The sequence below is a fragment of the Kribbella albertanoniae genome (genome assembly GCF_004348455.1).
GTDB lineage: Bacteria > Actinomycetota > Actinomycetes > Propionibacteriales > Kribbellaceae > Kribbella > Kribbella albertanoniae.
This window is the reverse complement of the sequence record NZ_SMKA01000277.1, coordinates 1-12,228: the sequence shown is the minus strand read 5'-3', so window position 1 is coordinate 12,228 and position 12,228 is coordinate 1. Positions and strand designations below refer to the sequence as shown.

At 67.5% G+C, this 12,228-nt stretch carries 11 protein-coding genes; 7 read left to right on the top strand and 4 right to left on the bottom strand.

The genetic code is table 11. The features are described from left to right. On the top strand, positions 1-340 hold a 340-nt coding region (locus E1261_RS37280; RefSeq protein ID WP_132414454.1), incomplete at its 5' end, for a nitroreductase family protein. On the opposite strand, the gene E1261_RS37275 is transcribed toward E1261_RS37280, so the two are convergent. The 3 genes from E1261_RS37275 to E1261_RS37265 form a co-directional block, all read right to left on the bottom strand. Continuing rightward, a complete protein-coding gene (locus E1261_RS37275) occupies positions 337-3,477 on the bottom strand; it encodes a glycoside hydrolase domain-containing protein (protein ID WP_132414453.1) in 3,141 nt (1,046 codons plus the stop codon). The two genes, E1261_RS37280 and E1261_RS37275, sit on opposite strands and share 4 nt — an antisense overlap. 110 nt (positions 3,478-3,587) lie before the next feature. Continuing rightward, a complete protein-coding gene (locus E1261_RS37270; protein WP_132414452.1) occupies positions 3,588-4,070 on the bottom strand; it encodes a DNA polymerase ligase N-terminal domain-containing protein in 483 nt (160 codons plus the stop codon). Next, on the bottom strand, positions 4,067-4,873 hold the full coding sequence (locus tag E1261_RS37265) for a SigB/SigF/SigG family RNA polymerase sigma factor (protein WP_132414451.1): 807 nt from the start codon (positions 4,871-4,873) through the stop codon (positions 4,067-4,069). Before E1261_RS37265 ends, E1261_RS37270 begins: the two co-directional genes overlap by 4 nt. 224 nt (positions 4,874-5,097) lie before the next feature. On the opposite strand from E1261_RS37265, the gene E1261_RS37260 reads away from it, so the two are divergent. The 4 genes from E1261_RS37260 (at position 5,098) to E1261_RS37245 (ending at position 7,949) form a co-directional block, all read left to right on the top strand. Further along, on the top strand, positions 5,098-5,292 hold the full coding sequence (locus tag E1261_RS37260; RefSeq protein ID WP_238176669.1) for a hypothetical protein: 195 nt from the start codon (positions 5,098-5,100) through the stop codon (positions 5,290-5,292). Between the two features lie 12 nt (positions 5,293-5,304). Further along, the gene (locus E1261_RS37255) at positions 5,305-6,237 is read left to right on the top strand and encodes a LysR family transcriptional regulator (RefSeq protein ID WP_132414450.1); all 933 of its coding nucleotides are present in this window, start codon (positions 5,305-5,307) and stop codon (positions 6,235-6,237) included. Between the two features lie 93 nt (positions 6,238-6,330). Continuing rightward, complete coding sequence (locus E1261_RS37250; protein WP_132414449.1) at positions 6,331-7,068, top strand: SDR family oxidoreductase; 738 nt, start codon at positions 6,331-6,333, stop codon at positions 7,066-7,068. Beyond that, on the top strand, positions 7,065-7,949 hold the full coding sequence (locus tag E1261_RS37245; RefSeq protein WP_132414448.1) for an SDR family oxidoreductase: 885 nt from the start codon (positions 7,065-7,067) through the stop codon (positions 7,947-7,949). Before E1261_RS37250 ends, E1261_RS37245 begins: the two co-directional genes overlap by 4 nt. Here the strand turns inward: E1261_RS37245 and E1261_RS37240 are convergent. Next, a complete protein-coding gene (locus E1261_RS37240) occupies positions 7,928-8,833 on the bottom strand; it encodes a TIGR03564 family F420-dependent LLM class oxidoreductase (RefSeq protein ID WP_132414447.1) in 906 nt (301 codons plus the stop codon). The genes E1261_RS37245 and E1261_RS37240 overlap by 22 nt on opposite strands. A gap of 88 nt (positions 8,834-8,921) precedes the next feature. Between E1261_RS37240 and E1261_RS37235 the strand changes: the two genes are divergently transcribed. Together E1261_RS37235 and E1261_RS46985 are read left to right on the top strand one after the other, a co-directional pair. After that, entirely contained in the window at positions 8,922-9,764 is an 843-nt protein-coding gene (locus E1261_RS37235; protein WP_132414446.1) for a LysR family transcriptional regulator, read from the top strand. Positions 9,765-10,043: 279 nt separating this feature from the next. Beyond that, on the top strand, positions 10,044-12,228 hold a 2,185-nt coding region (locus E1261_RS46985), incomplete at its 3' end, for an MDR family MFS transporter (RefSeq protein WP_132414445.1).

The following is a 12,228-nucleotide window of genomic DNA, read 5'->3' as shown; positions in this document are numbered from 1 at the left end:
GGACAGCGTGGCGTACTTGGGGGAGCGGATGGGGCAGGTGCCTGTGCTGGTGATTCCGTGCCTCACGGTGAGCAAGTTGCCGGCTGGGAATCAGGCGGGGACTTGGGGGTCGATCCTGCCGGCCGCTTGGAGCTACTGCTTGGCGGCGCGGGCGCGCGGGCTTGGGACGGCGTGGACGACGCTGCACATGGTTTATGAGAAGGAGATTCAGGAGCTGCTCGGACTGCCGGAGGAGATCCGGCAGTCCGTGCTGCTTCCGACTGCGTATTACACGGGTGACACGTTCAAGCCTGCGCCGCGGCAGTCACTCGACGAGGTCATCCATATCGACACGTTCTAACGGACTTCCAGTTCGGCGAGCTGCATCCGCGTGTCAGCGGACGCTCGGAGTTCGGTCGCGCGGACCTGGACGTACCGGGCTGTGGTCGTCGGGAAGGTGTGCGTCACGGCCTCTGACCCCGGCTGCGGTACGTCGGTCCCGCGCGCGACCTCCACGAAGTTCACCCCGTCCGTCGAGGTCTCGATGGCGTAGTCGACCGGGAATCCGGCACCCGTGTTGGATCCGTCGGACCGTGCGTACAGATCGACCTTCGCAACACGAGAAGGCCCGCCCAGGTCCACCCGGACCCACTGCGGTGAGTTGGCAGGTACGGATTCGCTGGTCCACCCCATCGAGTTCCACAGCCGCGACTGGCGGGCGCCGTCGGTCAGGTTCGCGCGCAGCCAGCCCTCACCAGTGAACTCCGACGAGGTCGACGAACTCACCGGTCGACCGGCCGCGAAGTTGCCACCGGCAACCTCGAGCTCGGCCAGCTGCATCCGGTACGTACCGAACGGATCCTGCGCCAGCCGACGACCGATCACCTGCACGTACCGCACGTTCTGCGCAGCAAAGTCCACAGACTGTACGCCGGTCGGCCGCGGCTGGTTCGTTCGCGAGGCAACGGTCGTCCAGCTAACCCCATCAGCTGACACCTGTACGTCGTAGTCGACCGGGAACCCAACACCCACGTTGGCCCCGTCCGCCCGCGGATACAGATCCACCCGGCCGAGTGAGCGAGCAGCACCGAGATCCACCTTGAACGTCTGCGCGTCGGTCGCACTCAAGGCCGCGGCCGACGTCCATCCCATCGAGCTGGCGTCCGACGTACGGCGACCGTCAACGGCCGCGATCCCTCGCCAGCCGTCACTGTCGTACGACGAGGAGACGGATACCGCACCACCTTCGGCCGGGTTCACCTCCGGATTCAGCCGGACGTTGTCGAAGGCCACGTTCACCCCGCCACTCGCCAGGCCGACCCCGCCGGCGGTGAACGACGAGTCCGTGACCGTCAGCACCGGCGCCGTACCGGTCCCGCCGTACACGACAATCTTGTTGCCGCGTGCAACGACGCGCAGCCGGTTGACGGCGCCAGGCGCGTATCCGGGGACCTGTGCCTTACCCAGCGTCGCGCCAGCCTTGAAGACGAAGACCTCGCCATTGTTGCGCTGGGCCACGAGATAGCCGCTCTCGAAGTCGGTCGGGTTCAGGTTGCGCACCACCAGCCCGGCCCAGTTCGTGTTGCCACCATTGGGGTTCACGCCACGGATCTGCAGATCGACGCTCGCTGCCACATCGCCGTACGCGCGTCCCTCAAGACCAGCAACGTAGTTCCAGTTGTCAGTGTTCGTCTGCGTCAAAGCACCACCCGACACCGACCACGTGCCAGCGTTGGCCTGCCACGACTGCGATCCAGCACTGAAATCGTCAGAATACGGGTAGACCTGGTCCGGCCCGCCCGAAGCCAAAGCATCCAGGACCTGACGATGTACGGCGTCGACCGCAGCCCCCGACTTGTCGAGAGTGAACGAGTTCGTCAGCAACGAGTTCGCCAACGCACGAGCGAGCACGGGCTTGGAGACGGCGAGCTGAGTGAACAGCTCGTAGTCCTCGACTCCATCCAGCTGCGCCTCACTACGAATGCTGTCGTAGACGTCGTACGCCGGCGCGTTCGGACGGACGATGAAGTTGTCCCCGTTCTGCGCCCCGTCGAAGGTGTCGAACTTCTGCCCCAGCGTTCCGAACCAGTAGTTCCACCCCCAGTGCAGGTAGCCGACCGCGTCCGCCTTCCAGGCCAGCAAGGGCGTCAGCCGGGTCTTCGCCAGATGGGACATCAGGAACCGGTTCAGGTACGGACCGCGCGGCCCGATGCAGTTGTAGATCCACAGCTCGTTGCCGGCCAGGCGCTTGGTCTGGAAGACACCGACGTTCTCTTCGTACAGGTTGAGGATCGGCGTGTTCGCGGTGACGTTCGCGGTCGGGTTCAGAACGGCCAGTTCGGCCTCGTTCAGCTTCGGGTTCGGGAAGTACTTGCGGTAGATCTCGTACATCCAGTTCGCCGCGTTGGTGTCCTCGGTCCGCGTCGTCTCGTCGTTCGCGCTCATGTAGAAGATGTCGGTCAGACCCTTGGCGTCCAGGTGCTGCTTGAGCGCCGGGAACAACTTGTTCAGGTACGCCGTCGCCTCCGCGGAACCCGAGTTCACCGGGACCATCTGGGTGGATCCGTTCGCCGAACGCTTCAGCATCTCGAGCCGGTTCGGCAGACCGGCCCCGGGGTCGCTGGTCATCAGCAGGTGCGGCGTGTGGATCCACTGCAGCGCACCGGCGTCCCGGTAGATCTGGATGAACCGGTCGAAGGCTTCCCAGCCGAACGTGTAGTTGCCAGCAGCATCGATCGTCGTGTTCGGGATCAGCAGTGCCTGGAAGTCGGCGAAGACCACGTTGTTGCGGTGCCTGGCGTGGTTGCGGGCCATCGCCTCGATCACCCGCCACCAGTTCTCGTCGAACATCTGCACGTTGTACTGCAGCGGGATCGCCTGGATCGTGCCGGTGTAGTCCCAGCCGGCCGAGGTCGTCCAGTTGTTCAGCTTGAACTTCGACTGGTTCGTCGGCGGCAGAGTGGCCGACGCGACGGTCACCCGGACCGGTACGACGGTATCCCCGTCGCTGCTCCGGACGGTCGCCGTACCGGTGTAGAGCCCGGGTGTCGCGCCGGTGGGGACGCGCACGCTGTAGTGGTATGGCTGGGTGACGTTGGCGGCCAGGGTCCGCGGAGTGTTCTCGACCAGCGCGTCGTAGTAGGCAGAACCGGTGCCTTCGCGCTCGGCATCGGGAGCCTGGAAGACGTTCGGGTGCAGGTACTCCCGACGTACCGTGATGTCCGAGAGGATCGCGCCGCCCGGGCCGGTCAGATTGCTCGCGGCGATCGAGACGCCAGACGTGGACGCGGTCGGACGGACCGCGATCTGGGCGGCCTCGGTCTCGTTGCGCGCGGCGTACAGGTCGATCGAGGTCGGGGCCCCGGCCGGACGGGTGGCGTAGGGGAACAGCCGGTCGGACGAGTTGTGCGTCCAGATCGGAGGTGGCGCCGCTTGGGCCGGCAGCGGTAGCAGCGCGGTCAGGGCGATGGTGGAGAGGGCAACGGCAATCTTGCGCATTCATGTCCTCCGGGCGGCAAGGAAGGTCAGAACTACGCATGCAGTGTCAATCGCGCCCTGTAACCGGTCAAGGTAGACGGCTGGCCAGAACCGGTCAGGTCTCTTGACGGCTAACCACCTGAGGCGGCCATCTCCTCGATGGTTAGACCACTGAGCACCGACCGCGGCTCGGTCACCGTCAGATCGCGCGATGGATCGGCGTCCTCATCTCGGACCTTCACCAGCAGCCAATCCGCTCCGGTCCGGGTGAACGCCCACGCGCCAACCAGTTTCACCCCGTGCAACCGCACCTTGAGATGACCATGTTCGATCGCCTCGGCAGCACTCCCCGGGGTCAGGTTCGTATAGACGCCGGCATCCCAGACGATGACGGCGCCGCTGCCGTACTTGCTGTCCGCGTGCACACCCTCGTACGACGCGTACTCCAGATCGTGATCGGTGGTGAAGACCGCGAGCCGCTTCACCACCGGATCCAGGGACGGTCCACGCGGGACCGCCCACGACTTCAGGACGCCGTCCACCTCCAGCCGAACGTCGTAGTGCAGTCTCCGCGCGTCGTGCAGCTGCACCACGAAGATCGGCCGGTGGCTCAAGCGGCGGCTGCCGCAGGGGGTTCGAGCCGGTCCCGGAGCCGGTCGAGGATGCCGCGGAGCAGGCGGGAGACCTGCATCTGGCTGACCCCGATCTCGGCCCCGATATCCGCCTGGGTCTGCCCCTCGACGAACCGCAACTCCAGAATCCGCCGCTCCCGCGGCTTCAGCATGGTCAGGGCAGGCGCCAGTACGGCGACCGCTTCGGTCTGCTCGAACGCCGTGTCCTCGTCGGCGATCGTCTCCCCGAGCCGGGTCGCGGAGTCACCGTCCAGCGGACGGTCCAGGGAGAGCACGGAGAAGCAGCCGTCGGCGGCGATCGCGTCCTCCACTTCGTTGACTTCGGCCCCTATTTCGGCGGCGAGCTCGGCGTGCGTCGGCTCCCGGTGCAGATCCTGGATCAGCTGCGGGCGGACCGAGGCGATCGAGCCCTGCAGCTCTTGCAGGCGGCGCGGGATCCGGACGGTCCAGGAGCAGTCCCGAAAGTACCGTTTCACCTCGCCGCGGATGGTCGGGACGGCGTACGCGAGGAACGGCGTACCCGCCGAGGGATCGAAACTCCGGGCGGCCTTGACCAGACCGAGGTACGCGACCTGGTCGAGATCGTCGGCCTCGACGCCCCGGTTGCGGAACCGCGACGCGATGCTGTGGGCAACGCCGAGATGCAGCTCGATCGCCTGATCGAGCAGCTCCTGGCGAAGGTTTTCGTCTGTGCTGGCGGCCCGGCGGCTCAGCAGGGCCTGCGCCTCGCTGTCGCGCTCATCTGCACGATGGCGGGCGCTGCTGGTGACTGCGGTGGTGTTCATGTTCTGACCTCGCGACGTGAGTCACGGCGCGGCACATGTCTGGACCACGGTCAGGACCTTGCACCTCATTCCTACCCCACTCGGGCCCTGTTATGCATCTCCTCGGGGGCTACCGCCTGCTGTTCGTGATCAATCCGAATTACAGCTAACGCCGCGTCACAATGCGGTTGTAGTCTTGTCGCTGCCACCACCGGTCTCCGCCCCTGTCACGAAGTCAGGTCGCTATGCCTCTCGCCTCTTCCCCGGCCAAAGGTTCCTCCGCACCTACCGACGCCCCTACGACGGGTGACGTCCAGATCCGCGTCGGCGGCCGCTGGGTCGCCGGTCACGAGCTCGGCCGCCGTGCCGACGAGGTCCTGGTCAGCCACCACGGCCACCTGGTCTGGGTAGACCGCGAGGCGGTCCGTCCGGCCGAGTGACACACTGCCGGAGTGGAACTGCGGCAGCTGGAGTACTTCGTGGCAGTGGCGCACGAGCGCAGCTTCACGCTGGCCGCCCGCCGGCTGCACGTCGTCCAAAGTGCAGTGAGTGCTGCGATTGCGGCCCTTGAACGGGACTTGAAGGTCACCCTCTTCGAGCGGAACGCGCAGCGCGTGGTCCTGACCGAAGCCGGTACGGCGTTGCTGCCCGAGGCGCTCGCGGTGATGGATGCCGTGCAGGGCGCCCGGGACGTCGTCGACGAACTCGGAGCCGGCCTGCGTGGATCCGTGCGGGTCGGATTGCTGCCTGGGCTGGGTTTGATCGATCTACCGGCAGCGGCCGCCGAGTTCCGGGGTCGCTATCCGAATGTCGAACTGCAACTCAGAGTGAACGCCGAAGGATCCGCCGGGATCATGATCGCGTTGCGTAACGGCGATATCGACGTCGGGTTTCTTGGCGTACCGCAGGGCAGCGTGCCGCGCGAGCTGACCACCTGGGAGCTGCTGCGGGTGCCGCAGGTGCTGGCCGTCCCGGTCGGCCACCGGCTGGCTCGGCGGCGATCCGTCCGGGTGGCGGACCTCGCCGACGAGGAGTTCGTCGACTTCCCGCCGGGATTCGGGACGCGGACGCTGATCGACCAGACCTTCGAGGCGGCCGGGATCGAGCGCCAGGTGGTGGTCGAGGCGCTCGGAATCGAGAACGGCGTTCAGTTCCTGGCACAGGGGGTCGGTCTCGGGATCCTCCCCGAGTACGCCGTCGCCGGGCTGGACGCGATCCGCGTCGTACCGATCGTGGACGAGACCTTCGAGTGGTCGCTCTACATGGCGACCCTGCGGAAGCGGAAGCCGACCGCGGCCCTGCGGGCGCTGCTCGGGCTGGTGAGCACGCATCTCAAGCAGCCGCCGGGGACCTCGCTGGGTGCGCAGATGCATCAACAGGATTGATCCTGCTATCGACTTGAGTCGTTGGACTTGATCCATCGTCCGGAGCACGATCGAACTGTCAGCACGCAACGACAGTCTCGAAAGGCAACGACGATGAGTGAGAACAGCAGGGTCGCGATCGTGACCGGCGGATCCAGCGGGATCGGCCGGGAGGCCGCCGCCCGCCTCGGCCGCGACGGGTACGCGGTGGTGATCGGCTACGCCGGGAACAAGGACCGCGCCGAACTGGCGGTCAAGGAGGTCGAGGCCGACGGTGGCCGGGCGATCGCCGTACAGGCTGATGTTGCCGACGAGAACGCGGTCGCCGCGCTGTTCGATCGGGCCGAGCAGGAGTTCGGCGGGGTCGACGTGATCGTCAACGCGGCCGGCATCATGCCGCTCGCGCCCCTGGCCGAGCTCGACCTGGACGTCTTCGACGACATCATCCGGACCAACCTGCGCGGCACGTTCGTGGTCGACCAGCAGGCAAGCCGCCGGGTCCGCAACGGTGGCGCGATCGTCAACATCTCCAGCTCGCTGACCCGGCTGGCCCGCCCCGGCTACTCGGCGTACGCCGCGAGCAAGGGCGGCGTCGAGGCGATCACGCTGATCCTGGCCCGCGAGCTACGCGGCCGCGACATCACCGTGAACGCCGTCGCCCCCGGCCCGACCGCGACCCCGCTGTTCCTCGACGGCAAGCCGCAGGAACTGATCGACCGGATCGCCGCCGAGCCGCCGCTCGAGCGCCTCGGCCAGCCGTCCGACATCGCCGAGATCATCGCCTTCCTGGCCGGCCCCGCGCGCTGGATCAACGGCCAGGTCATCTACGCCAACGGAGGTTCGGCAGCATGATCGTCCTGATCAGCGGTGCATCAAGTGGCTTCGGTGCCCTCACTGCCCGCGCTCTCACCGACGCCGGTCACACCGTGTACGCCGGAATGCGCGACCTCGCCGGCCGGAACGCGGCTGCTGCGGCCGACGCCGCCGCATACTCGCCGGGGTTGCGGCCGGTCGAGTTGGACGTCAGCTCGGAGACCTCGGTGCAGCAGGCCGTGGACATGGTGGTCGGTGCCGAGCGGCGGATCGACGTACTGATTCACAACGCCGGGCACATGGTGACTGGGCCGGCCGAGGCGTTCACTCCGGAGCAGGTGCTGGATCTCTACGACACGAACGTGGTCGGTACCCAGCGACTCAATCGGGCGGCGCTGCCGGTGATGCGGGCTCAGCGGGACGGGCTGGTGGTGTGGGTTGGCAGCTCGAGTACGCGTGGCGGCACCCCGCCGTACTTGGCGCCGTACTTCGCCGCGAAGGCCGGGATGGATGCGCTCGCCCAGAGCTACGCGTTGGAGCTGGCGCGATTCGGGATCGAGACGACGATCGTCGTACCGGGTGCTTTCACGCATGGCACGAACCACTTCCTGCACAGCGGTTCGCCCGCTGACACGGACGTGGTTGCGGCGTACGAGACGAAGTACGCCGGTCTGATGGAGCACGTCGGTCAGCGACTGGCGGAGCTGGAGCCGGAGTGGTCCGACGTCGCCGAGGTCGCGCGATTGATCGTGTCGGTGGTCGACACCGAGAAGGGCAAGCGCCCGTTCCGCGCGAGCTACGACCCGTCCGACGACGGCGCGATCGTCGTCAACGCAGTCGCCGACCGAGTCCGCTCCGAGCTCCTGCACCGCATCGGCCTGGAAGACCTGCTGCACCCTTACGTCGACTGCCGCGCGTAGTCGTGGGCGAAACGGATCGTCCTTTCCTGCTCTGCGGGTGTGCCGACCGGGCAGAGGATGAACTCGGTCGCCCCGGCCGCGGCGAATCGCTCGATCTCCCGCGCAACCGTCGCCTCGTCGCCCAGTACGGCGGTGTCCTCCGGACCGGCCACACCGCCGCGATCCATCACCGCCCGGTACGACGGCATCTCCCCGGCCATCCCGAATCGTGCTCGGATCCAGGAGCGGGTCGCGTCCGGATCGTCAGTGACAGCAACCGTCGCGGCCGCCATCACCTCCGGCCGGGGTCGCCCGGCCGCTGCCTTGTCGATCGTGGGCCGGATGTAGGACTCGATCAGCTCCGGCCCGGCCCAGCTGGTCGTCGTACCGGCCGTCAGCTCGCCGGCCAGTTCGAGCATCCGCGGTCCGAGCGCGGCGACGATGACCTGCGGCGCTTCGGCTCCCGCGATCGCTAGTTGCCCGCGGGCGGTGATCCGCCGGCCCTGATAGTCCGACGGTTCGCCGGTAAGCAGTCCCGCGAGCGCCTCGACGTACTCGCGCATGTAGTCGGCCGGACGTTCCATCGACAGCCCGTGCATGCCCTCGATGATCAGCGGGTGACTCGATCCGACTCCGAGCAGCAAGCGATTGCCGGTGAGTGCCTGCACGCTGAGCGCCTGTGCCGCGAGGGCGATCGGATGCCGCGGATACACCGGTACGACGCCGACCGCGAACCCGATCGTCGATGTGTACGCCGCCGCTCCGGCGACCAGCGTGAGCGCGTCCCACCCGGTCCGTTGGCTGAACCAGATCCGGTCGATGCCGTTGTCCTCAGCCGCTTTCGCGGCCGCTCCGACCTGGTCGATCCGGAGGCCTTCTTCGTCGATCCACAGTCCGATTCTCATGTCCACCAGTCAAGGACCTGCGGGTCCGTCGACCCAGACCCAACTACGCTGTACAGCAATAAGGAATCGTGATCGCCGGGGGTGGCCGATGGAGCTGCGGCAACTGCGGTACTTCGTGACGGTCGCCGAGGAACTGCACTTCGGCAAGGCGGCCGAGCGGCTCGGGATCGTGCAGCCGGCGGTCAGTCAGCAGGTGGCCCGGCTGGAACGTGAGTTCGGTCTGCTGCTGCTCGACCGGTCGTCGCGGCACGTCCGGCTGACGAACGACGGCGAGCGCCTGCTGCGTGAAGCTCGCGCGGTGCTGGCGGCGGCCGATCGCACCACGGAGGTTGCTGTGGAACTTCTGTCCGGTCGCGGCTCGCTGATCCGGATCGGAACAGCGCCGGGGACGCGGGATCGCCTTGAGCGCGGCATCGCCGTACTCGCGAGCGAAGGCGAGGTGACGCTGGTTACGGGCGTGCGGGATGAGCATCTGGCGGCGTTGCGGACGGGCGAACTCGATCTGGCGTTCGTGCGCGGCGAGGTGGCTGCGGCGGACCTGATCGCGGTCGAGCTCTGGCGTGAACCACTCTCGGTGCTGGCACCGGCGGCGTACCGGTCCGAGGACGGCGTGAAGCTGGCTGACCTGGCAGAGCTGCCGTTGCGGTTGCCGCCGGATGCGTCGCTGCAGGACCAGGTGGTCGCGGCCTGCCGGGAGGCCGGGTTCGAACCTGTCCTCGGCCGGCCGGTGCACAACCTCGAGGACGTGGTGGTCGAGATGTCGGTCGGTACGCCGGCCTGGACGGTCGTCTACGGGGCTGCGTGCGAACCGCCCGAGGGGCCGGTCTGGATGGGACCGATCGCGCCGCCGATGAGTGTGCCCGGCCAGTTGGTGACGCGGGCAGGACAGTCACCGGACTGCCTCGACGCCGTGGCCGCGGCCTTCCGCTGAAGAGGTACCCCGGCGGGCCCTGACAGCACCGCCGGGGTGGCTTGTTGTCGTTGACCCGACAAGCACCGGATCGTACGTGGCAAACGCCATCCGGGGCAGGGGTCGTCTCAAAAGGGCTGATGGACTCCCGGTGACGAGTTGCTGACGCTGCGGGTTTATCGTTGGTAGTTGCAACCAAATACCTGGCTGGGTGAGGAAACGCCGGCCGCTTTCCGCCCCGGGGGACAGTGCTGATCCACTGCCCCCGGCCGAAGCGACCCCGCGGACGAACGGAACCCGATGTCAGCCACCCGGACCGAGGCAACGGCCCCGATCACTCGCTACCGGTCCCAGTACGCGCCGGCCGCCGTACCAGCCCCTGCGGACTCTGAGCTCACCCATCGGCAGATCTTGGAGATCCTCGTCGGTCTGCTCGCGGCGCTCTTCACCGCCGTGCTCAGCTCGACCATCGTCAGCAACGCGTTGCCGACGATCATCGCGGACCTCGAGGGCTCGCAGACGCAGTACACCTGGGTGGTCACCGCGAGCCTGCTCGCGATGACCGTGTCGACGCCGGTCTGGGGCAAGCTGTCCGACCTGATGAACAAGAAGCTGCTGGTGCAGCTCGCGATCATCATGTTCGTGGTCGGCTCGGCGCTGGCCGGTATGGCACACAACGTGCCGTTCCTGATCGGTGCCCGCGTCCTGCAGGGGCTTGCGATGGGCGGGTTGATGGCGTTGGCCCAGGCGATCATCGGTGCTGCGATCCCACCCCGCGACCGCGGCCGGTACTCCGGCTACATGGGTGCGGTGATGGCGGTCGCGACTGTGTCCGGTCCGCTGGTTGGTGGCGTCATCGTCGACACCTCGTGGCTCGGGTGGCGCTGGTGTTTCTACGTGTGCGTGCCGTTGGCGGTCGTGAGCATGATCGTGCTGCAGCGGTACCTGACGTTGCCGGTGCTCAAGCGCCCGATCCGGCTCGACTACCTCGGCGCCGTACTGATCGCCGGCGCAGCCAGCCTGCCGCTGATCTGGGTGTCGTTCGCCGGGCAGCACTTCGCATGGTGGTCGTGGCAGACCGGTGCCTACCTCGGCGGTACGGCGTTGCTCGGCATCCTGGCGGTCATCGTCGAAACTCACGCGCGTGACCCGCTCGTCCCGGTCGCGGTTGTTCGGGAACGGACGACGGCGTTGGCGATCCTGGCCAGCCTGGCGGTCGGGATCGCGATGTTCGGTAGCGCGGTGTTCTTGGGGCAGTACTTCCAGGTTGCGCGCGGGTACAGCGCGACCGAAGCCGGTCTGCTGACGATCCCGATGATGCTCGGGTCGTTCTTCGGATCGGTCGGGTCGGGTCAGCTGATCACGCGTTACGGAAAGTGGAAGCGGTACCTGGTGATCGGCGGACTGTTCCTCACCGCTGGGCTCGGGCTGCTCGGCACGATCGACCACGAGAGTGCCTATTGGTACGTCGGTCTCGGGATGCTCGCCATGGGAATCGGCATGGGCATGATGATGCAGAACCTGGTGCTCGCCGTACAGAACACCGTCGATGTCAGCCAGGTCGGTGCATCGAGTGCGACCGTCACGTTCTTCCGCAGCCTCGGCGGCGCGGTGGGCGTCTCCGTCCTCGGCGCGGTCCTGGCGAACCGGGTCACCGACCTGATCACCCGCAACCTCGCGGCCGTCGGCGCACCACCGCCCAGCTCCGGTGGTGGTTCGGTGCTGGACGTGAATGCGTTGCCTGCACCGGTCGCGGAGATCGTTCGGCGCGCCTACGGTGACGCGACCGGGCGGATCTTCATCATCGCGGCCGCGTCGGCAGTCGTCAGCCTGCTCGCGGTGCTCTTCATCCGCGAGGTCCCGCTTCGCCGCACCGTCGCCATGACCGACGAAGACGCAGCCGACCTCTCCGCCGCCGCGGCGCCTGGTTCCGCTGACCTGGCGGCCGCTGCGGCTCCCGGTGCTGCTGGCCCAGGCGTCGTACCGGCAACTGGTGGCGCGCACGCGCCGGACGACCCGGCTGAGCGGGCCGCGGTGGTTGCCCTCGACGTGATCACCTCGGCCGAACGAACCGCCCGCGAACGCGAACGCGAGGCCAACGAACGCGTCCAGGCGGCGGCGACCACCATCCGCCAGATGCGTACCGACGTCGCCGACCTGTTCACCCGCGTCGACCAGCAGATCGCCGCCCTCGAAGACACCCTCCCCGACGCCATCCCCCAACCAGCCGCAGCGTTGTTCGAAGCCCAGCGCGACCCGGGCGACCTGTCTGGCGAACTCCGCCGCTACGAACTCAGCGTCCTCAGCGCCAGCCAACGCACCGCCGACCACCTCCGCCAAACCGCCAAAGCCGAAGCCGACCACCTCCTCACCGAAGCCCGGGCCGAGGAGCAAGAGATCCGCACCCGCATAGCCGAACTGGAAGCAGTAGAACACCGCCTCCTAACCCAAATCCGCAACGGCCTAGCCACCCCGCCCCCAGCAC